The organism is Pseudomonas fluorescens (genome assembly GCF_004683905.1).
Classification (GTDB): Bacteria; Pseudomonadota; Gammaproteobacteria; order Pseudomonadales; family Pseudomonadaceae; genus Aquipseudomonas; species Aquipseudomonas putida_A.
Window position 1 is genome coordinate 753870 of record NZ_CP038438.1, and the last position, 20933, is coordinate 774802.

At 61.7% G+C, this 20933-nt stretch carries 19 protein-coding genes; 12 read left to right on the plus strand and 7 right to left on the minus strand.

Features of this window, described 5'->3' with window-relative positions; translation table 11 throughout:
- The first annotated feature begins 12 nt into the window (after positions 1-12).
- Together E4T63_RS03335 and E4T63_RS03340 are read left to right on the plus strand one after the other, a co-directional pair.
- Positions 13-483, plus strand: a complete 471-nt coding sequence (locus E4T63_RS03335) for a prepilin peptidase (protein WP_097089922.1) — start codon at positions 13-15, stop codon at positions 481-483.
- Between the two features lie 118 nt (positions 484-601).
- Positions 602-1387 carry a response regulator transcription factor gene (locus E4T63_RS03340; protein WP_096794830.1) on the plus strand — a complete coding sequence of 262 codons (786 nt, stop codon included), beginning with the start codon at positions 602-604 and terminating at the stop codon, positions 1385-1387.
- 59 nt (positions 1388-1446) lie between these two features.
- Here E4T63_RS03340 and E4T63_RS03345 read toward each other — a convergent pair whose 3' ends face one another.
- The 3 genes from E4T63_RS03345 to E4T63_RS03355 form a co-directional block, all read right to left on the minus strand.
- The gene (locus E4T63_RS03345) at positions 1447-1854 is read right to left on the minus strand and encodes a response regulator (RefSeq protein ID WP_025111740.1); all 408 of its coding nucleotides are present in this window, start codon (positions 1852-1854) and stop codon (positions 1447-1449) included.
- Between the two features lie 66 nt (positions 1855-1920).
- Positions 1921-2133, minus strand: a complete 213-nt coding sequence (locus E4T63_RS03350; RefSeq protein WP_096794831.1) for a Flp family type IVb pilin — start codon at positions 2131-2133, stop codon at positions 1921-1923.
- Between the two features lie 117 nt (positions 2134-2250).
- The gene (locus E4T63_RS03355; RefSeq protein ID WP_095138203.1) at positions 2251-2457 is read right to left on the minus strand and encodes a Flp family type IVb pilin; all 207 of its coding nucleotides are present in this window, start codon (positions 2455-2457) and stop codon (positions 2251-2253) included.
- 336 nt (positions 2458-2793) lie between these two features.
- Between E4T63_RS03355 and cpaB the strand changes: the two genes are divergently transcribed.
- The 9 genes from cpaB to E4T63_RS03400 all read left to right on the plus strand — a co-directional run bounded on the left by cpaB (position 2794) and on the right by E4T63_RS03400 (position 12879).
- A complete protein-coding gene (cpaB, locus tag E4T63_RS03360) occupies positions 2794-3729 on the plus strand; it encodes a Flp pilus assembly protein CpaB (RefSeq protein WP_098967050.1) in 936 nt (311 codons plus the stop codon).
- A gap of 20 nt (positions 3730-3749) precedes the next feature.
- The gene (locus E4T63_RS03365) at positions 3750-4973 is read left to right on the plus strand and encodes a type II and III secretion system protein family protein (protein ID WP_098967052.1); all 1224 of its coding nucleotides are present in this window, start codon (positions 3750-3752) and stop codon (positions 4971-4973) included.
- Entirely contained in the window at positions 4970-6160 is a 1191-nt protein-coding gene (locus E4T63_RS03370) for a pilus assembly protein (RefSeq protein ID WP_098967053.1), read from the plus strand. Before E4T63_RS03365 ends, E4T63_RS03370 begins: the two co-directional genes overlap by 4 nt.
- Positions 6157-7425, plus strand: a complete 1269-nt coding sequence (locus E4T63_RS03375) for a CpaF family protein (protein WP_098967055.1) — start codon at positions 6157-6159, stop codon at positions 7423-7425. Before E4T63_RS03370 ends, E4T63_RS03375 begins: the two co-directional genes overlap by 4 nt.
- Positions 7426-7443: 18 nt before the next feature.
- Positions 7444-8328 (plus strand): type II secretion system F family protein, encoded by an 885-nt coding sequence (locus tag E4T63_RS03380; RefSeq protein ID WP_097089927.1) that lies wholly within the window; start codon positions 7444-7446, stop codon positions 8326-8328.
- Position 8329: 1 nt separating this feature from the next.
- On the plus strand, positions 8330-9214 hold the full coding sequence (locus tag E4T63_RS03385; RefSeq protein WP_007962993.1) for a type II secretion system F family protein: 885 nt from the start codon (positions 8330-8332) through the stop codon (positions 9212-9214).
- A 23-nt stretch (positions 9215-9237) separates the two neighbouring features.
- The gene (locus E4T63_RS03390) at positions 9238-9960 is read left to right on the plus strand and encodes a tetratricopeptide repeat protein (RefSeq protein ID WP_135294886.1); all 723 of its coding nucleotides are present in this window, start codon (positions 9238-9240) and stop codon (positions 9958-9960) included.
- 17 nt (positions 9961-9977) lie between these two features.
- Entirely contained in the window at positions 9978-10250 is a 273-nt protein-coding gene (locus E4T63_RS03395) for a DUF3613 domain-containing protein (RefSeq protein ID WP_134785360.1), read from the plus strand.
- Between the two features lie 226 nt (positions 10251-10476).
- Positions 10477-12879 carry an autotransporter outer membrane beta-barrel domain-containing protein gene (locus tag E4T63_RS03400; RefSeq protein WP_135294887.1) on the plus strand — a complete coding sequence of 801 codons (2403 nt, stop codon included), beginning with the start codon at positions 10477-10479 and terminating at the stop codon, positions 12877-12879.
- 223 nt (positions 12880-13102) lie between these two features.
- On the opposite strand, the gene E4T63_RS03405 is transcribed toward E4T63_RS03400, so the two are convergent.
- The 4 genes from E4T63_RS03405 to E4T63_RS03420 all read right to left on the minus strand — a co-directional run bounded on the left by E4T63_RS03405 (position 13103) and on the right by E4T63_RS03420 (position 19009).
- Complete coding sequence (locus E4T63_RS03405; RefSeq protein WP_135294888.1) at positions 13103-14773, minus strand: ShlB/FhaC/HecB family hemolysin secretion/activation protein; 1671 nt, start codon at positions 14771-14773, stop codon at positions 13103-13105.
- 134 nt (positions 14774-14907) lie between these two features.
- Positions 14908-16497: a collagen-like triple helix repeat-containing protein gene (locus tag E4T63_RS03410; RefSeq protein WP_135294889.1), complete on the minus strand. Its 1590-nt coding sequence runs from the start codon at positions 16495-16497 to the stop codon at positions 14908-14910.
- A 302-nt stretch (positions 16498-16799) separates the two neighbouring features.
- Entirely contained in the window at positions 16800-17654 is an 855-nt protein-coding gene (locus E4T63_RS03415) for a MaoC family dehydratase (RefSeq protein ID WP_135294890.1), read from the minus strand.
- 2 nt (positions 17655-17656) lie between these two features.
- Positions 17657-19009: a 3-oxoacyl-ACP reductase gene (locus E4T63_RS03420; protein WP_027613624.1), complete on the minus strand. Its 1353-nt coding sequence runs from the start codon at positions 19007-19009 to the stop codon at positions 17657-17659.
- A 329-nt stretch (positions 19010-19338) separates the two neighbouring features.
- On the opposite strand from E4T63_RS03420, the gene E4T63_RS03425 reads away from it, so the two are divergent.
- Positions 19339-20616, plus strand: coding sequence for an acetyl-CoA C-acetyltransferase (locus E4T63_RS03425; protein WP_047291079.1), 1278 nt, complete (start codon positions 19339-19341; stop codon positions 20614-20616).
- The last annotated feature ends 317 nt before the right edge of the window (positions 20617-20933 follow it).

A 20933-nucleotide genomic window follows, 5' to 3' on the forward strand; every position in this document is an offset into this window, starting at 1 on the left:
GGATTTAACCGGATGCAGAGTTTAGTTCTCCTGATCTGGCTGGCCCTGTGCGCCGCCCAGGATGCCCGGCAACGGCGTATCGCCAATGTGCTGACGTTCGGTGCAGGAGCGCTGGCGCTGATCCATTTGCTGGCGACTGGCACCACCTGGTTCGGAGCCGATGCGCAGCAGGGATGGTGGGCCGCCGCGATCGCCCTGATGTTGACTGTTCCTGGGTATTTCATGGGCCGGATGGGCGCAGGCGATGTGAAATTAATGACAGCCATGGGCCTTGCGACGAACGGTTTATTCATTCTTTGTGCGTTTATCGGCGCTGGTATCGCCAGTCTGCTGTGGCTGCTCGTTGCGCCAAGAGTCTGGCTTCATATGAGTCAATGGCTTAGAGAACGTCTTCGATATTTAGAGCCAGGAGCGTCAAAAAAGCTGCCATTTGCACCGTTCGTGCTGGCAGGTGTATTGGCTTCGATACATTGGATCCATTAGTCGCCAGATGCCACTAGTCCTATGTACATAGTCGGAAAGTGCGTCTACTTTCAAATGAGGTGGTTACATCGCCAAAGTGCAGAAAAAGTCAGCTTTGGCCCGAGCAATGGAGTGGTTCGTGAACAAGCTTACGTCGGCGGTAAAAGTGCTCGTGGTCGATGATCAACCGTTGATCGTCGAAGAATTGTGCGAGTTTCTCGAAAGCAGCGGGTACCGCTGTGTGCCGTGTGAATCCAGCACTCAGGCGATCGAGCGTTTCAGTGAAGACGCCGAAATCGGTCTGGTGCTGAGCGACCTGCATATGCCGGACATGGATGGCATCCAACTGGTGCAGGAGCTGCAACGCATCAGCGGCAAACACCGGGTGTTCGAAGCGATCATGCTCACGGGGCGCGCCGACAAACAGGACGTGATCAAGGCCCTGCGTGCCGGGATTGCCGACTACTACCAGAAGCCGATCCAGCTGGATGAACTGCTCGAAGGCGTGAAACGTCAGGAAGCGGCCCTGCAAGAGCGGCACAAGAATGTCCAGTTGGGACACCTGAACCAGAAGCTGCAGTTTCTCTCGGAATCCATCGACGATCTCTACCAGGATCTGGACAAGGTCCGGCGCAATCCGGCGGCGGTGGTCAAAGACATGCTCGGCGGCGACGGCGCCGAAGCCGAGCAGGAGATTCCGGCGATCTTCAATCAGCTGTCACCACGGCAACTGGATGTGGCGCGGCTGGTGGGCAAAGGGCAGACCAACTATCAGATCGCCTGCGAGTTGGGCATCACCGAAAACACCGTGAAATTGTATGTCTCGCAGGTCTTGCGCCTGACCCATATGCACAACCGCACCCAGTTGGCATTGGCGCTATCGCCCAGTGCCTCGGCCGCCCGTCAGCGTGTGACCGCACACTGATCCCGCTTGCCTGCCCTTCGCGGGCAGGCAGTCAATTCTGCCAAAAATACCTTGAGCGATTATCCGGCTTGCGTCTTGGGTTTGGGGAACAGATTGTCCAGGGTTTCCAACAGGCGCACGTGGTAGATCGGCTTGCGAAACAGATCCAGCACCTGCAGACGCAGCATGTCGCTGACGTCCTCCATGTCGGCATGTCCGGAGGTCACGATCACTGGAAGATGCTGGCGTGAAGTGTGCTCGCGCAGGCGTTTGATCAGCGACATGCCGGACTCCTCCGGCATGCGCAGATCGGTGATCACCAGCGCGATATCCGGATGGCGGGTGAGGTGATGCAGGGCGAGTTTCACCGAGGTGGCGGTGTGGCAGACAAAGCCCTCGCCCTCCAGTAACTCGGCCAGCTCAAGCAACGCGTCCTCTTCGTCGTCAACCAGAAGCAACTGTTGGCGGGGGAGCGAGGAGGCAGTCATGGGCAGTCCCTGAAAAGCTGGAAGTGAGATCGAGTGTAGCGCGACATTCGCCGGACGCGACTCACATCAGGGGGTTTGTACCGGAGCGGTTTGTGCAGTGCCGCCAAGGGATACCAGCACGCTGTTGAAAATCGCCAGCACCTTGGCACCAACCGGTGTCACGAACACCACGACCACTACCGCCACCATTGCCACCACAATCGCGTACTCGATGGCCGACGCGCCTTCAGTACTGGTCAGAAAGGCCCGCGCACGCATCAACAGATATTCAACCACCATGAGCATTCTCCTTTGCGTCAGCCCTTGGCCGCACGCTGGAAATTCACTTGCCTCGTCAACGCCCGGACGCGCGATTGCTCACCCGCGCGGGCATTGAAAGGGGGCGAGCGGGGGGGATCAAGGCGTAGGCCGGACCTGCGCCGTTCCGCCGAGACTGGTCAGAACTGAGTTGAAAATCGCCAGTACCTTGTTGCCGACAGGTGTCACGAACACCACGACGACCACGGCCACCATTGCCACCACGATTGCGTACTCGATTGCCGACGCCCCTTCCTCGCTTTTGAGAAACAGACGGGCCCTGGCTAGCAGATATTCGAGAATCATACGTCCACTCCTTTGCGCCTCTGGCGCCGATCCAACGCTACAGCGGCATGCTTTCACCGTGCTATCAGAGCATTGTCAACAAACCCCTGCTCAACAACTGTAAGAACGGATTAATCACAAAGGATTAACCAGAACGTTAGTCGAGCCAAACCCTACAGTTAATTGGCCAGGACTCATACTTTAGTGAGTTATTTTCCTGTCAGAAATGGCGTTTTGGCTCGGATCAGCTAGCTTGGAAATAGCGAAATCGTTGCATGTTCATAGCTGCCTGATCGCGAAAAATTCTCTCGGCAGGAAGTACAGGCTGTCGGTGCAGTGAGGAAAGGGAGAGCCGTCATGAACAGTCGCGTCACCATGGGTCTTGCAGCCGTTCTGCTGCTGGGGGCAATCGTCGTCGGCTACTGGGGCCTGATGCTCAGTCGGCAACCGGCTCCCGTTGCCCAAGTGCCTGCCGCCCCGGCAGTCGCCATGGAAAAAACCGTGGCCGCCGCCGAAGATCAGACCCGCCAGCCAGTGGTCGTGCTGTTGCACGATGTGCCGCCGTTCACGCCGCTCACGGCTGCCGATGTGGCGGTGGAGAAACTGCGCAGTGCTCCAGCCGGCAGCCTTTCCAGTGTCGAGCAAGCGGTGGGTCGCACGCCGTGGCGGCACTTGAGCGCAGGCACCTGGCTCAACGACGAAAGCTTTCAGGCCGGTGGCTCACTGGCGCGGATGATTCACAGTGATGAGCGTGCGCTGACCGTGGCCGTGGACGAAGTGATCGGCGCCGCCGGGCAACTGATTCCCGGCGACTACGTTGATGTGCTGCTCTACCTGCGTCAGGACGCAAGCAATCTGCAGCAGTCGGCGCAGATCGTGGTTCCAGCCATGCGCGTGCTCGGTGTCGGTGAGCAATACGGTCTGACCAATGACGGCCAACCCGCCAACCCGGCCTTGAGCGCCGACGAAAAACTCAAACAGGATCAACGCCGGATCGCTGCACGCACCGTGGTGCTGGCGGTGCCCGAACAATTGCTCAGCCGGATGATGCTCGCCACTCAGGTCGGCACGTTGCGCCTGGCCGTGCGCAGCAGCGAAGAACAGCGTCTGGCCAGGTACTGGGCCGGTGAAACCCGGTCACCGGTGCACGTGGATAATGCCAACAGCCAACTCTTCCAGTTCACGCAACTGGCCCTCGGTGCCGCGCCAAAAGCGCCGGCCGCTGGCGGCCATGGCGGTGCGCGGCCGATGGAAGTGATCCGCGGCAATCAGCTTTCCCAACAAGCCCCATGACTGAGCAAGGATCCACGTGCATGCAGAGTCGATTCAGGCCGCTATTAACACCTGTCGTCCGGGCCTTGATACTGATGGGACTGTCGATCAACGCCGCCGTCGCGGCCACCGGCAATTGCTCGGCACTCGGCCGTATGCCGCCGGTGATCGAGATCGGCGAAGGCTTCCAGCAGGACATCCAGTCGCCCGTGGCAATCACCCGCGTGGCCATCGGCGACCCGAAGATCGCTGATGTGCACGACACCGGCAGCGCCTCGTTTCTACTCACCGGCGTGGCCCCCGGCGCCACCAGCCTGATGGTCTGGACGTCGTGCTCCAGTGAGCCGCGCCAGAGCATGGTGTTCGTCAAGGGCAGTGCCACTGCCGCACTGACCAGCGCCAGCAGAATGCCTTCCGATGATCCGATGCTGCCCTCGCAAGTGCAGACCGACATTCGTTTCGTCGAAGTCAGCCGCACCAAACTCAAGGAAGCCACCGCTTCGCTAATCGGTACACGGGGCAATTTCCTGTTTGGTTCGCCCGGTACGTTGCCGCCAATCGATGGCGTGCCGACGCCGAGACTGCCGGTGGATAACGGCCTGTTCAATTTTTCGTGGATCGGCGGCAAGACCATGGCGATCATCAACGCGCTGGAAACCAGCGGTTTCGCCTACACCCTCGCGCGCCCCAGCCTGGTGGCGTTGAGCGGGCAGAGCGCAAGTTTTCTGGCCGGTGGTGAAATCCCGATTCCGGTGCCCAGCGCCGGCAGCGACAACGTGTCGATCGAGTACAAGGAGTTCGGTATCCGCCTGACCCTGACCCCGACCGTGATCAGCCACGACCGCATCGCGCTGAAAGTCGCACCGGAAGTCAGCGAACTGGATTTGAGCAACGCTGTGCAGATAGCCGGCACCACCGTGCCGGCCCTGACCATCCGCCGTACCGACACCAGCGTCTCGCTGGCTGATGGCGAAAGCTTCGTGATCAGCGGCCTGATCAGCACCACCAACAGTTCGCAGGTGAACAAGTTTCCGGGGCTGGGTGATATTCCGGTGCTCGGCGCCTTTTTCAAAGGCTCGCAGATCAGACGCGAAGAGCGCGAACTGCTGATGATTGTCACCCCGCACCTGGTGCAGCCAATGGCGGCGGACGCGAAACTGCCATCGCTGCCGGGGGAAAAACTGCGCAACTACGATCCGAATTTCTACCGCATGTTCTTCCTCGAAAACGGCAACTTCGACAAACGCAGTGGGCTGTCCCAATGAACCAGAACCTCAGCCAGACCTTTCTGGCGATCACCCGTAACAGCACCGATCTGGAGTGGCTGCAAGGCGCACTCGCGCCGCTGGGCCAAGTGGTGAGCGCCGGGGCCGGGAGCCTGGACGAGTTGCTGGCGCTGGTCGATGTCACCTTCGCCAGCCTGGTGTTCGTCGGCCTCGATCGCGACCATGTGGTGGCGCAGAGTGCGTTGATCGAAGGCGCGCTGGAAGCCAAACCGATGCTTGCCATCGTTGCGCTCGGCGACGGCATGGACAACCAACTGGTGCTCAACGCCATGCGTGCCGGCGCCCGGGATTTCGTCGCCTACGGTTCGCGGGCCAGTGAGGTCGCGGGGCTGGTGCGGCGCCTGAACAAACGTCTGCCCCCCGTGGCGGCCAACACCCAGCTTGGCGGCCTTACGGTGTTGTACGGCACGCAGAGCTATTCGGATGGCGCGCTGCTGGCCAACCATATGGCGCAGGTGGTGCAAAAGAGCGGACAGCAGACCTTGCTGCTGGATCTGGGCCTGCCGCGCGGTGACAGCCTGGCGCTGCTCGGGCTCGAGAGCTCGTTCCACTTCGGCGATGCCTTGCGTCACTTGCGCAGGCTCGACGCGACCCTGATCGACAGTGCCTTCACCAGCGCTGAAGCGGGGCTGCGGATTCTGGCGTATGCCAGCAGCGACGAGCCGCTGGAAAACACCAGTGCCGCCGAGCTGTACATGTTGCTCAGCGCCTTGCGCCAACACTTCCAGCACATCGTCGTGAACCTTACCGGGCAATCCGACAGTGAAGCCTTGCGCACCTTTGTCAGCCACTGCGACAAGCTGATCTGGTACACCGATCAGAACGTGCTCAATTGCCGGCGCAACCTCGCTGTACTCAACTTGTGGCGCGAGAAGGGCATGAAGCTCGACCACGCGCGTTTACTGGTGGACGGCTATCTGGGCAGCGTGGCCCCGGATGCTGAAACCCTGGGCAAAACCTTCAACCTCGAAGTGATCGCGGTATTGGCGGCCAATGCCGAAGTGCGCCTGAACGCCAAGAATCAGGGCGTCAGCCTGTTCGAACTGGCCCCGCGGGAAAAACTCACGCAAAGCCTGCGTGCTCTCGGTGAGCGTCTGGCCAAGCGCTCCGAAGGCCTGGCCAAACCCAAAGTCACCTGGTTCGACCGCTTGCGAGGCACCTCATGAGCGCGGAAAAACTGTTCGGCGCGGTGCAGCGCGGCGCGACCGGCAATACCGATCACGAAGGCCTGAAACTGGTCCTGCACCGCTACATCATCGACGCCATCGAAGAGTCGGGGAAAAACCTGCTGGAGGGCTCGCGCCAATTGCTGGCGCAGTTTGTCACTGACAAGGTCGCCGAATACATCGCCCGCCTGCACCTGGCGATTTCCCGTTACGAGATGGAGCGGCTGGCCGAAGAAATCGTCGATGAACTCACCGGTTTCGGTCCGCTGGAAGTACTGCTGCGCGATCAGTCAGTGACCGAGATTCTGGTCAACGGTCCGCACCGGGTATTCATCGAACGCGATGGCGTGCTGCATCAAAGTGACCTGCGTTTTATCGACGCGCACCACGTCGAGCGGGTCATGCAACGGATTCTCGCGCCACTCGGGCGGCGTCTCGACGAGTCTTCGCCGATGGTCGATGCACGTCTGCCGGACGGCAGCCGGGTCAACGCGATCATCCCGCCGATCGCGCTCGACGGCCCCTGCCTGTCGATTCGAAAGTTTCGCAAGGACATGCTCAAAAGCAGTGATCTGATGGCGATGCAGACCATCGATCTGGCGATTTTCGAGTTCCTTCAGGAGGCGGTCGGCAAGCGTTGTAACGTGCTGATCAGCGGCGGTACCGGCACCGGCAAAACCACGCTGCTGAACATCCTCAGCCAATTGATCAACCCCCACGAACGTCTGGTGACCATCGAAGACGTCGCCGAATTGCAGCTCAGCCACCCGCATGTTGTGCGCCTGGAAACCCGTCCGCCGAATGCCGAGGGCCACGGCGAAGTCAAGGCCAGCGACCTGATCCGCAACGCCCTGCGCATGCGCCCCGACCGGATCATCCTTGGCGAGATTCGTGGAGTCGAGGTGGTCGATGTGCTGACCGCGATGAACACCGGTCACGACGGCTCGATGAGCACCGTACACGCCAACAATGCCCAGGATGCGTTGCTGCGGTTGGAGACGCTGGTGGGGCTGACCGGTCGCTCGATCGCCGAGCGCACCTTGCGCCAGATGATCTGCGCCGCCCTCGATGTGATCATCCAGCTGACTCGCATGCCCGACGGCCGCCGCTGTGTCAGCGAGGTGGTGGAAGTGGTCGGCATCCGTGAAGACGTCTACGTCACCAACACCTTGTTTCGCCTTGATCGGCGCACTGGTTTCGGCTTCCTGCGCGAAGCGGTCAATCCGGCGGGCGACAAGTTGCGCCACGAGACCCACCTGGGCTGACCGCATGGGACTTGCATCATGATCGGACCGGCCATTCTCATCCTTCTGTGTCTGATCCTGCTCGGGCTATCGATCTGGCTGTTCGTGCACGGTATCCACAAGACCAGCAACGAACGGGTTCTCAATCGTCTCGCGGCGGGGCAGCCGCAACTGGCCGCGCAGAAGCCGACCTGGGTCGGGCTTGAACGGATGTTTTTGCGCGCCGGGCTTGGCCGTCCCAGCGAGCGTTTCGGGCTGTGGATGACCCTGTGGGGCGTGGCGATTGTCCTGGGTTATCTATTGGCGGACTGGATCGGTTTGCTGGCGATGCTGCTGGCGCCGCCGCTGATCCTGCGCCTGTACATTTCCTGGCTGTATCACCGGCGGATCAAACGCATGATCGAGCAGTTGCCGCAGCTGCTCGACTACACCGTGCGCAGTCTCAAGTCCGGCCGCACCTTGAGCGACGCCGTCATGGGCGGCATCGAATCGAGCGAGGATCCGCTGAAAAAAGCCATGGGCCGGGTGCAGCGCAACGTGCAACTGGGGGTCAATCTGCCGGATGCGGTCAGCGATTTCGCCGAACTCTACGAACAGGACGAACTGCGCATGTTTGCCCTCGGCCTCAAGGTCAATCATCGCTACGGCGGCAATGCCAGCGAGCTGTTGGAGAACCTGATCAAGCTGATCCGCGAACGTGACCAGGGCGCCCGGCAACTGCGCGCACTGACTGGCGAAACACGCATGACCGCGTGGGTGCTGGGTTCGCTGCCGGTGATTCTGGTGAGCTACTTCATGCTGACCAACCCCGGCTACATGCTCGGCATGTGGCACGACTCCGGTGGTCGGACCATGTTGATCATCGCCGTGGTGTTGCAAGTGACCGGTTGCCTGGCGCTGTGGCGCATGTTGCGGAGTATTTGAAATGGTCTATCTCGCCGCTCTGATGCTGCTGCTCGGCGCGCTGTTGCTGGTGGTCAATCACCTGCTGACCGAGCGCCGCCGGGTGCGCCAGGTCAACCAGCGTTTGCAGGGGCATCTGGTGCGCGAGAACCGTTTCGGTAACTGGCTGCGGGCTCTGGGTAACAGCAGGTTCGGTCAGCGCTCGGTGAGCATCGACAGCGAAACCCAGACCCTGCTCAGTCGCCTCGGCTGGCGCCGCGCCAGTGAGCGCTCGCTGTTCGCCGCCTGCCAGATCGGCACGCCGCTGCTGGCGCTTGGGTTGGCGATCTTTCTCCAGGAAGTATTTTTTCCGCACGCCGCCAACCGCTGGATCGTGCCGATGCTCGCCACCGGCGCCGGTTACCTGTTGCCCAAGCGGCTGCTGGCTTACGCCGCCGGGCGTCGGCAGAAAACCATCGCCGTGGAAATCTCCACGTTCATTCCGCTGCTGCGCATCCTCTTCGAGTCGGGCATGGCGGTTGAACAAGCCTTGCGCGTGCTCAGCACCGAAGGGCAGAAACTGCTGCCGGAACTGACCCGCGAACTGCGCCTGATTCTGGCCCGGGTCGACTCGGGACTGGAGCTGGGACAGGAGTTGAACAAGACCTCGGTGATGCTGGCGGTCGATGAGTTCACCGACACCTGCGTGATCCTGCAGCAACTGATTCAGCAGGGTGGCGGGGCAATGAAATCGCTGCTGGCGCTCAAACAATTACTCGACGACCGCCGCCTCACCCGACTGCAGGAATACATCTCGAAGATGTCGGCGAAGATGTCGGTGGTGATGATGCTGTTTCTGTTTCCTGCCTTGCTGATCGTACTGGCCGGCCCGGGGTTCACCGCAATTACCCGGGCGTTTGCAAACTGACGTTGGCTCATGGAGAGCGTTTGATGAAAGCACTGATTGTCTTGGCAAGTTTGTTGTTGCTCGGTGGTTGCGCCACCGACGGTCAGGCGCCGTGGTCGGCGATGCTCGCACCGACCAGTTGCAGCAAACTCGATTCCGAACAGGAACTGGCGCTGAACCTGGCGGACGATCTGGCCAACGACGGCAAACTGCACGCCAGCCTGGCCAACCTGCAAAGCCTGCCCGACAAACTGGTCGAGGTCCGCCTGCGCAAGGCCAGGGTGTATCGCTTGCTCGGGCGCAATGAAGCCGAGCCGCTGTATCGCGGGCTACTCGGTACTTGCCTCACGGCGGACGCCGAACACGGCCTGGGGCAGATCTATGCCGCCCGTGGCGACAATGGCCAGGCTCAGGCGCACTTGCAACGCGCGGTGCGTCTGGCGCCGACCAATGAAAAAATCCGCAACGACCTCGGCGTGGTCTACCTCAACCAGTTGCGTCTTGAAGATGCGCGTTTCGAGTTCCTGACGGCCATCGAACTCAAGCAGAACGATCAACTGGCCACGCTGAATTTGGTGAGCTTGCTGCTGTACCAGAACAACTGGCAGCAAGCAGCCGAAATCGTCAGCCGCGCGCACCTGACGCCGGAGCAGTTCGCCGACGCCCAGGCCCGCGCGGAAAAACTCAAGGTGCCGGCCAAGGCCCCGACCGCGGTTGGTAATCAAGTAGCGGTGGTGGCTGACCCACAACCGTCGACGCTCAAGTGACACTCCGGGAGATGACCATGAACACCTTGCACAGTGTTTATTGCCTGGCCCTGCTCAGCCTGCCGTTCGCCGCCCAGGCGATCGACGCCGGCCCGGCCTCGGCGCAGCAACAGGAAACCGAAGGCTGGCTGGTGCTGCAAAGTCGCAACCAGGCAGCCTCGCCCAAGCCGCAAACCGCCACGGCGGCGGAGCGGGAGCTGGCGCTGCAACGCTGGTTGAAGAAATACAAATACGAGATTCCGGATTTTTACGACCCGGATGCGGGCGGCAAGATCGAGACCAAGAACTAGGTTGATCGCAACGCTCAAGCGCGCAGGAGATGCGGCCTGAGCGGATACTGGATGGATTGTCTTGAAAATTGACGCCATCACTTTGACTTTTTTGTGGTATCAAAATGATGGCTCATGTACATTCCCCGCGCCCGAACCAGGACGACTTGGTGGGACGGTAGGGATGCCTGAATCATGTAACGAACCCTGCTGAAACTGTTTCTCATGTTTTGGAAGGGAATCTCGCGTGACTATCGTATGCCTGCGCCGCTCTGTCCTGGCGCTCTCCATCTCCGCCGCCGCCGCTTTGCACACCACTATGGCTATCGCCGCCGGCGCGAGCCTGAACCACGACCTGAGTGGCGGCCCGCTGACCAGTAATCTGCAGAACTGGGGGCTGATCACTCTGAGCGGTAACGGCAATATCGCTCCTGTTTCCCAGGTGAGTACGACCTACGGCGCACAGCTCTCGGGGGTGACGGCGGATCAACTGCGCAACACCGGCAATATCCGGGTTGACGGCGCCAGGTTCGGCACCGGGATCAGTCTGGGGACCGCTGGAGTGGTACCGACCAAAATCGCCGGCGCGCTGCTCAACGAAGGCTCTATTTCAGTTCACGGTCTGGCCGACGCTGGCACCTCCAGCGGTATTTCCGATCTCGGCAGCACGCTGGGCGATTCGTTGGTCAACAGTGGCAGCATCGACGTCAGCGGCCAGACCGCCAGTGGCCTGCTGCTGGTGCACACCAGCATGACCGGGCTCAGCAACCGAGGCACCATCAACGCAAGCGGTACCGATGCATTGGGCGTATTGCTCGATGGCGCGACGCTGAGCCAGTCGGTCAACAACACCGGGACTATCCGTGCGACCGGTGCCAATGCCCAGGCATTGGTGTTCGAGGGGGTCAAGTTCAGCGCTCCGGCGAGCGCCAATTCCACCGCGCTGTGGAACGGCGGAACCATCTCCGGCGAGGACATCGGTGTGCATGTCAGCGGCCAGGCCAGTGGCGCCCTGCCTTTCAGCATCTATCAAATGAACGGGTTGATCGAGGGTGGCAAGGCGGCGATCCAGGTCGATGACGGCGCGAGCTACTTTTATTTCTATGGCGGCGCGGTGAAGGGTGACCTGCTCGGCCTGTCTGGAGTACTGGTCGACGGTGATGCGACTTTCGACGGTTCGACCATCCGCTCCGGCTACGTCACTATCGAAGAGGGCACGCTGACCCTGATGAAGCCGCACACCACCTTCATCGGCGACTTCGATATGGAAGAGTCGAACTCGGTGCTGGAGATGTACCTGGGCAATGACACCAACCCGGCGCTGCCTGTGCTGAAAGTCACCGGCACCACCGATATCGCTCCGGGCGCGCAACTGCGTCTGCTGGCGCGCTCCAGTGATTTTCGCGTGAGCCCCGGTGGAACGCGTTACACCCTGATCAGCTCGGGGAATCTGGTCGGTGGCAACAACCTGACCGTGACCTCGACCTCCGCGCTGCTGGATGTGAAGAGTTTCGGTGTGGTCGGTAATGACATCACCAGTGTGGTGACGACCAAGTCGAGCGAGGTGCTGGCCGAGAACACCCTGGCAGTCGGCGGCAGTGATAACGCGGCGACGGCGGTCGGGCATGTGCCAGGACTGCTGGCACGCCTCGATGAACAGGATCCGGTGTTCCAGGCATTCGCCAACGCTGGCACCGATGCCGAACTGGCGCGCCTGAGTGAAACCCTCAGCCCGGATGTCAGCCGTGGTGTACTGCACGCGGCGACCAACAGTCAGACGCTGGTCTCGGGCGTGATCAATGATCGCTCCAGTCGCGCACGCTCAGCCACCGGCGCCCCGGAAAAAGGCGTATGGCTGCAAGCCTTGAGCAGCGATGCCAATCAGGACGAGCGTCGCGGTGTCGCCGGTTATGACGCCGACAGCCACGGGATCGCGGTCGGTGCCGATGGTCAGTTGAATGCCGATACCACACTGGGTCTGGCTTACAGCTACCTCGATACCGATGTGAAATCCGATCTCGGCAACAAGACCAAGGTCACCGGGCATGCGCTGACGCTGTACAGCAACTGGGTGCATGACAACTGGTTCGTCGACTCGTCGCTGATGTACGGCTGGAACGATAACGAATCCAAACGTTATATCGCTGGCACTCAGGCCAAGGCTGATTACGACAGTGATGTATTCGGCGTGAGCGCACTGGCCGGGTACAGCCTGCGGCTGATGCCTGATGTGGTGCTGGAGCCTCAGGTCGGCGCGCGCTATGCCAATGTCGGCATGGATGCGTATCGCGAGAAGGGCAGCTCGGCGTCGCTGAATGTCGGCAGTCAGCGTTATGAAGTCGGTGAGATGGGCGTCGGTGCACGTCTGGCGGCGGCATTCGATGTCGGCAGCGGCAGCCTGGAACCGGAAGCGAAGCTGATGGCCTGGCATGACTTCATCGGTGACAAGGTCAGCACCACATCGGCCTTCGTGCTGGGGGGCGAGTCGTCCGTCAGCCGCGGTACCACTCCGGTGCGTGACAGCTATGAACTGGGCCTGGGCGCCAACTACCGCATGGGCGCGTGGAGCGTCGGTGGCTCTTACAACTATCTGACCTCCAGCGGTTTCGACTCCGACAGTTTCACCGCGAAGGTGCGTTACGCGTTCTGATCCACATCGGGTAAAACCTGTGGGAGCGAGCCTGCTCGCGAAGGCGTAGTGTCAGTCGGCAAAAATGCTGACTGATCCACCGCTTTCGCGAGCAAGCCCGCTCCCACAGGGATGTGCGCTGCAATGTGAGAGCAAGCCCGCTCCCACAGGGATGTGCATTCCAATGTGGGAGCGGGCTTGCTCGCGAAAGCGGTCTGCCTGCTCAGTTGTTTGATCTGACACCCTACAGTTGATAGCTGAAACTGATGCTGTAACGCGCCCGACGATTGAACGTATCCAGCGCTTCATCGGACATCGGCTTGGCGGCCTCCAACGCAATGTTGTAGTACTTGGCATCGCCGAAACGCAGGCCTACTGCTGCCGATGACAGGTCATTGCTCTGCACCGCCAGCTTGTTGAACCAGGTTTTCGAACGGTCCAGCACCACGTACGGCTGCAGGATGCGCACCCAGTTGCCGTCGCGATTGAAGCTGTAGTTGACCTCGTAAGCCGCGCCCCAGCCCTTGTCGCCCGATGCCTGATCGTCCGGGTAGCCACGGCCGAAATTCTGCCCGCCGAACACCGCGCGTTCGCTGTCAGGCAGGGTGTCATCACTCCAGTACAGCGCGGCCGACAGCACGCCTTGCCAGTTGTCGAAGAACTTGTCGCTTTGCACCCCGGAGAGGCGCAGGCGCAGGAAGTTCAGGTCCAGCGCCGGGTTGTTGGAATGCGCGCCCATGCTGTCCAGACCTTGATACACACCGCCGCTGAGAATCCGCAATTGCCGGGCATCGCTCTTGCGCCAGTCACCCTCGAATGCGAGGGCGCGCACGTTGGTGCGCTCTTCGATGCTGATCGGATAGCCGACCACGTTGTAGCGGTTTTTATCATCCACTGCATAGAGCCGCGCTCCCGCGTTAAGCAGCTCGTTGGAGGCGGCAATGAACGGGTGGCTGACGCCTATAGAGTAACGATCGTCCTCCTTGTGCGGCTTGAGTTCGAAGCCGTCGCTGGTGAGCACATTGGTGCCCGGATCGGCCCGGTAGCGTGAGGCAAACAGGCTCAGTTGCGTGCCTTCACTGTTGAGAAACTGGTTGTAGTCCACACGGTAGTAGCGCTCGTGATCGTCGCCCGGGGGAAACAGCCCGCTCAGGGTCAGCTGCTCGCCCATGGCCGTCTGCGAGTTGCTGCTGACCCCCAGCAATGCCTGCGTGCCGTTGCGGTTGTCTTCGGTGGTGCTCATGGTGCTGGTGAACGGTTTGCGGCTGGCCTGGGCCACCAGCGTCGTTGCGCCGTCGGTGGTGCCCGGCGGCGGCACTTGCGCCTGGATAGTCACGCCGGGGATGCGGGTCATCAGGGTGGTGTAGCGTTCGAAGGTCTTGCGGGTCAGCGGGCGTTCGGCCTGGATTTTTGCTGCCAGTTCGTCGAGCAGGCCTTTGACCCGGCCGACATCGCCCTGCACCTGCACATCGCGCACATAACCTTCGACCAGCACCACTCGGGCTACGCCGTCGTCGAAACGCTGTTGCGGCAGGAAGGCATAGGACAGCAGATAGCCGTCCTTCTGGTAGCGCCGCGTGATGTCGCGTGTGGCTTCGATCAGGTCGGCGAGGCTGGTCTGATGGCCGATCAGGGGTTTGTAGACTTCGGCCAGCTCATTGAGCGGGTAAATCGTGCCGCCTTCGATCTGCACGGTTTTCAGGTTGATTTTGGTCTCCATCAACAGCGGCTGCGCCGTGGCCGCGCCGGGGTCGGGTACTTGCAGGGGCGTGGCGGCGGGGCGATAAGCATCTGCCGGCAGGTTCGGCACGGGCAGGTTACGCGTGGTTTCGTTGCTGTTGAGAAAACTGGGCAGGGTGTCGGCGAGGGCGGCGGAACTGAGACTGAGGAACAGCAGGGATGCCATTACGCGCATAGGACACTCCATGGTCAGATCACAGCGCTGGGATGAATTTTTCCTAAGAAAAAAGCGGAAGACTCGTGGGAATCTTCCGCCCTCAACCAAGCGTAGGCGCTGTAGGTGCGGCCGTCGAATCGGCCAGGTGCAATTTAGCGTTTGTTGCCTCCAAGAGCGCCGGTCAGACCACCGAGTACACCGCCCAGGCCTCCGGTTGCGGTGCCTCCAGTGGCGGTGCCGCCGCTGACCAGTCCGCCGACCGCACCGACGGTAGCGCCGACGTTGCTGACCACACCACCCACGGCGGTAGTGACCGGGTTGTTGGTGGCGGCGATGGTGTTGCCGATGCCGCTGACGGCGCCGCCAACCTGGCCGGTGAGACCGGCGACCGGAGCGCCCAGACCTGTCGCGGCGCCGACTTGTTGAGTGACGCTGGTGACCGCACTGGTGACTGGGTTAAGCCCGGCACCCACGGTGGCGCCGACGGTGGCCAGTGGCGAGGTGGTGGCGGTGATCGGCGTGCCCGAGCCGCCGAGTACGGTGTTGAGCGAAGCGATGGTGTTGCCCAGTCCGCCAGCCGTGACGCCGCCGGCGCTGACCACGCCGTTGGTGCTGCCGGCGTTCAGACCGGCACCGACGTTGACCACGGCGCCGCCAACCGTTTGCAGCAAGCCGGTACCGCCCAGACCGCCGCCGAGACCACCGCCCAATCCGCCACCGGTGCTGGTGCCGTTATCCACCAGCCCCCCGGCCTTGCCGACAGTGGTGCCGACATTGGTCAAGGCGCCGCCGACGGTGTTGGTCAACGCGTTGCCACTGCCAGCACCGGTGACTTGACCACCCAGGCCTTTGACGGCGCCGCCGACCTGGCCGAGGACACCATTGAGCGGAGCGCCGAGGCCGGTTGCATCGCCGACTTTGTCGGTGGTGCTTTCAACCATGGCAATCACTGGCACCAGACCGTTGCCGACACTTTTGGTCACTGAACCGAGTGGGCCGGTGGTGGTGGCCAGGCTCAGGGTGTCGCCGAGCATGGTGACTTTTTCACCGACGCCATCGAGCACCGGTGCCACTTTGGTCACCACGCCGCCGACAACCGGGACGCTGCCGGTGGCGGTCGCCAGTTTGCTGCTCAGATCCGAGACGCCAGTACCGACATCTGACACCACGCCGCCGACCGAGGCTGCGGTGACGCCCAGACCGTTGTCGACCGTGCCCAGTTTGCCGATGCCGTTGGCCACGCCATCACCCAGGGTGGTGACCACATTGCCTGTGGTTTTGACTGCGCTTTGCACAACGCCGCCCACGACTGGAACGGTGCTCAAGGAGTCGCCGACCTGACCGACACCACTGCCGACGCCCGCGACGGTGTTGCCGACATCCTGCACCAGGGTGGTAGTCACCAGCGGGGTGGTAGTCGGGTTGGTCGGGTTGGTTGGATCCGTAGGGTCTGTCGGATTGGTAGGATTGGTCGGGTTCGTCGGATTGGTCGGGTTGGTCGTGCCGGTACCGCCAGTGCCACCGGTACCACCTGTGCCAGCGGTATCGGTGCCGCCAGTACCGCCAGTGCCACTGCTACCGCCAGTGCCACTAGTGCCACCAGTGCCCGACGTCGCGCTGTCTGGCGAAGAGCTGCCGGAGCTGCTGTGATGGCCGCCACCGCCGCTGCTGCAGCCAGCGAGGCCAAGGGAGAGGATCAATGCCAGAGCTGTTGCCGATTTGCACCACACTTGAGTTTTCATGATTGAGATTCCTTGCACCTGTAACAACATTCGTCGTTTTCGATGGCTCACCGATCTGTCGCCGGTGATGCCTCGTCCGTGGTGCCAATCTCGATCGCGCGGTGCTTTTCCACCATTCTCAAGTTGGTATTAACGCCTTTATATATAAGGCGCCGCGCCGTGCCTAAGGACTAATACCCAGGATATAGACGCATAAAAAAAGGCCTTGAAAATCAAGGCCTGGAGTTTTTCAGAGTGCGGCGCCAAACGCGGAAAAACTTAAGTGATATATACACAATTTACAGGCTTGCCCGGGCGGATACTCAGGCAACCGGTTGCCACTGACCGACCATGTGTTCCAGATCGCCGTTGCCGATCAGGCGCAACTCGCCGCTGGATCCCGGCGCACTCGCCAGCAATGAGACCTCGCTGGGCAAGCGCACCGGTTTGCGAAAGTGCACGGCGATTTCAAGGTTGGCCTTGGGTAGATGACCAGCCAGTGCGGCGAGGGTTCGTGCCTTGTTCCACAGACCGTGAGCAATCGCCGTGGGAAAACCGAACAGTTTGGCGCTGGCCGCGCTCAAGTGAATCGGGTTGTAGTCGCCCGAGACTTTGGCGTATTGCCGACCGATGTCGGCCGGGGCTTTCCATTGCGCGACTTGCGTCAACACCTGGGACGGTTCCCAGTGTTGCTCGACAGGTTCGCCGTCGAGTTTCACGCCGCGACAGAGCATCTGGCTTTCCGCCTCCCACAGCGGCCCGAGTTGATCATCGAGGCTGGTAAAAACCTCGAAGGTCGCGCCTTTGGGATGCGGCTGCAGGTTATGCACGCGGACGCTGATTTGTGCTCGGCTGATCCCGCCCATCGGCCGCAACACGCGAATGCGGTTGCTCAGGTGAATCAGCCCCAGCAGCGGGAATGGAAACTCCTTCGCCGTGAGCAATTGCATCTGCAGGGCGAACGCGAGGATGTGTGGATAAGTTGGCGGCAGCAGGCCGTCATCGGTAAAGCCGCAGACCTTGCGATAGGCCGCCAGTTTTTGCGGGTCGACATCGACCCAGCAGCGCAAGCCGCTTTCTGGCAGTCGGGTGCCGGTGATCTTGCGCCGTGTCGCGGCCCGCGCGTACAGGCCGGGCAGGCTCGGTTCACGGTCGAGGGTTTGCCATTCAATGCTCATGCCTATGCCCCCAGAACACTTTGTCCACAGACCCGCAGCGCCTGGCCGGTAAATGCGCCGGTGCCCGGTTGCGCCAGCCACGCGACGGCTTCGGCGACGTCTTGCGGCAAGCCGCCCTGGCCCAGCGAACTCATGCGCCGTCCGGCCTCACGCAGGCCGAACGGGATGTGCGCGGTCATCTGGGTTTCGATGAAGCCCGGGGCCACGGCGTTGATGCTGATGCCGCGTTCGTGCAGCGTTGGCGCCCAGGCCTGAGCCAGGCCGATCAGGCCGGCCTTGCTCGCGGCGTAGTTGGTCTGCCCGCGATTGCCGGCGATGCCGCTGATCGAGGCCAGCAGAATCACCCGCGCATTGTCGTGCAGGGTGCCGCTGTCGAGCAGCGCCTTGGTCAGCACTTGCGGGGCATTGAGGTTGACCGCCAGCACCGCGTCCCAGAATTCCGGGGTCATGTTGGCCAGGGTCTTGTCGCGGGTGATCCCGGCGTTGTGCACCAGAATGTCGAGGCCGTCCGGCAGTTGTTCGATCAGGTGCGCGGCGGCATCTTCGGCGCAGATATCAAGGGTGATCGCCCGGCCGCCAAGACGTGCGGCGAGGGCTTCCAGATCAGTCTTGGCCGGGGGGACGTCGAGCAGAATCACCTCGGCGCCATCGCGGGCGAGGGTCTCGGCAATCGAGGCGCCGATCCCGCGTGCCGCGCCGGTGACCAGCGCCTTGCGTCCGGCCAATGGCCGGGTCCAATCGGTGACCGGCGTGGCGCACGGGCTCAGGCGAATCACCTGCCCGGAAACAAAGGCACTTTTCGGTGACAGGAAAAACCGCAACGGCCCCTCAAGCTGATCTTCAGCGCCGTCACCGACATAGATCAGTTGCAGCGTGCCGCCGCTACGCAGCTCCTTGGCCAGCGAACGCGAAAAGCCTTCGAGCGCTCGCTGTGCACTGGACGCAAACGGATCGCGCAGGGTTTCCGGGGCGCGGCCCAGGATCACCAGGTGCGCGCTGCTGTCGAGGTTTTTCATCAACGGCTGGAAGAACTCGCGCAGCTGTTTGAGCTGGTCGGTGTGCTGCAGGTCGCTGGCGTCGAACACCACGGCCTTGAGTTTCGGCCCGTGCCCGGGAATCCACGCGGTGGCCAGCGACGGTTCAGTGCCGTAGCTGTAGATCGCATCGGTCAGGCGGTTGGCGAACGCATTGACCCGCTCGGCCAGCGGCCCGCCGCCGATCAGCAGCGCACCGTCCACCGGCCGCAGGCGTCCGGCCTGCCAGCGTTCCAGCCGCACCGGCGACGGCAGGCCCAAAGCCCCGACCAGACGGTGGCCGATGGATGAGTTGGCGAAGTCGATATAGCGGTCAGACATGGAACGCTCTCCAAAAGTTGGGGTTCAAAGTGTGGACTACCAACGGCAATCAATCGTTCGATCCACGCAATAAGGCCTACGCTAGAACAGCAGAGTAGTTGGCCGCCGATGGTTGTGTGGCCAAACACAAATTCAGAAACAACGTTGAACCTTGTAGGAGTGACCTGTGGCGAGGGGATTCATCCCCGATCGGCTGCGAAGCAGTCGCAATGTATAGCGATTGCAATGAGGGGGCCGCTGCGCGACCCATCGGGGATGAATCCCCTCACCACAGGCTCACTCCTACAAAGGATTCAGGTGAATTCGATCATTTGGAAAAGGAGCTTTTCATGAGTCAGCTGCGCCGCGTCGCCATCATCGGTGGTAACCGTATTCCTTTCGCCCGCTCCAACGGGCCGTACGCCACTGCCAGCAATCAGGTGATGCTCACTGCTGCCCTGGAAGGCCTGATCGAACGCTACAACCTGCACGGCCAGCGCATCGGCGAAGTGGTGGCCGGTGCGGTGCTTAAATTGTCACGGGATATGAATTTGACCCGCGAGTGCGTTCTCGGCTCGCGGCTGTCGCCGGCCACCCCGGCCTATGACATCCAGCAAGCCTGCGGCACCGGGCTGGAGGCAGCGCTGCTGGTGGCCAACAAAATCGCCCTCGGCCAGATCGATTGCGGCATTGCCGGTGGCGTCGACACCACCTCGGACGCGCCGATCAGCGTCAGCGAAGGCTTGCGCAAAATCCTTCTGCAGGCCAACCGCGCCAAGACCACCGGCGACAAGCTGAAAACCTTTCTGCAACTGCGTCCGCGGCACCTGATCCCGGAATTCCCGCGTAACGGCGAGCCGCGCACCGGCCTGTCGATGGGCCAGCACTGCGAACTGATGGCGCAGACCTGGAACATCCCCCGTGAGGAGCAGGATCAACTGGCCCTCGAAAGCCATCACAAACTCGCCGCGTCCTACAGTGAAGGCTGGCACAACGATCTGATGACGCCTTTCCTCGGCCTGACCCGCGACAACAACCTGCGCCCGGACCTGACCCTGGAAAAACTCGCCACGCTCAAACCCGCTTTCGAAAAAAGCGCGAAGGGCACGCTGACGGCAGGCAACTCCACGCCACTCACCGACGGCGCCTCAGTGGTGCTGCTGGGCAGCGAGGAATGGGCGAAAGAACGTGGTCTGCCGATCCTCGCCTACCTGCGCGATGGCGAGGCGGCGGCGGTGGATTTCGTCAACGGCGCCGAAGGCCTGTTGATGGCGCCGGTATATGCAGTGCCGCGCCTGCTGGCGCGTAATGGGTTGACCCTGCAAGACTTCGATTACTACGAAATTCACGAAGCGTTTGCCGCGCAGGTGCTGTGCACGCTCAAGGCCTGGGAAGACCCCGAATACTGCAAGACGCGTTTGGGGCTGGACGCACCGCTGGGTTCGATCGACCGCAGCCGGCTGAATGTGAAAGGCAGCTCGTTGGCGGCGGGGCATCCGTTTGCCGCGACCGGCGGGCGGATTGTCGCCAACCTGGCAAAACTGCTGGATGCGGCGGGCAAGGGTAGGGGGCTGATTTCGATCTGCGCCGCTGGCGGCCAGGGTGTCACCGCGATCATCGAACGTTGAGCACAATCCCCTGTGGGAGCGGGCTTGCTCGCGAAGGGGCCGTGTCAGGCGCCGTCATTGTGTCTGACAGACCGCTTTCGCGAGCAAGCCCGCTCCCACAGGGGAAATGAATGCCAATGTCAGATTCTGTCGCAAATGCCCTTGACGGCCGATAGCTACAAGTAAGGTGGGCTCGGCTATGATCGGCAAAGCTCGATTATTTCGGCACAGTGTGTGCATCCACAGGGTTCACAGGTCGGCAACCCCTCCCCGTAGCGCGAGGATTGCCGTATAACGAGTGACATTCGCGTGTTTGGTAATAAAGGACCCACAATAAA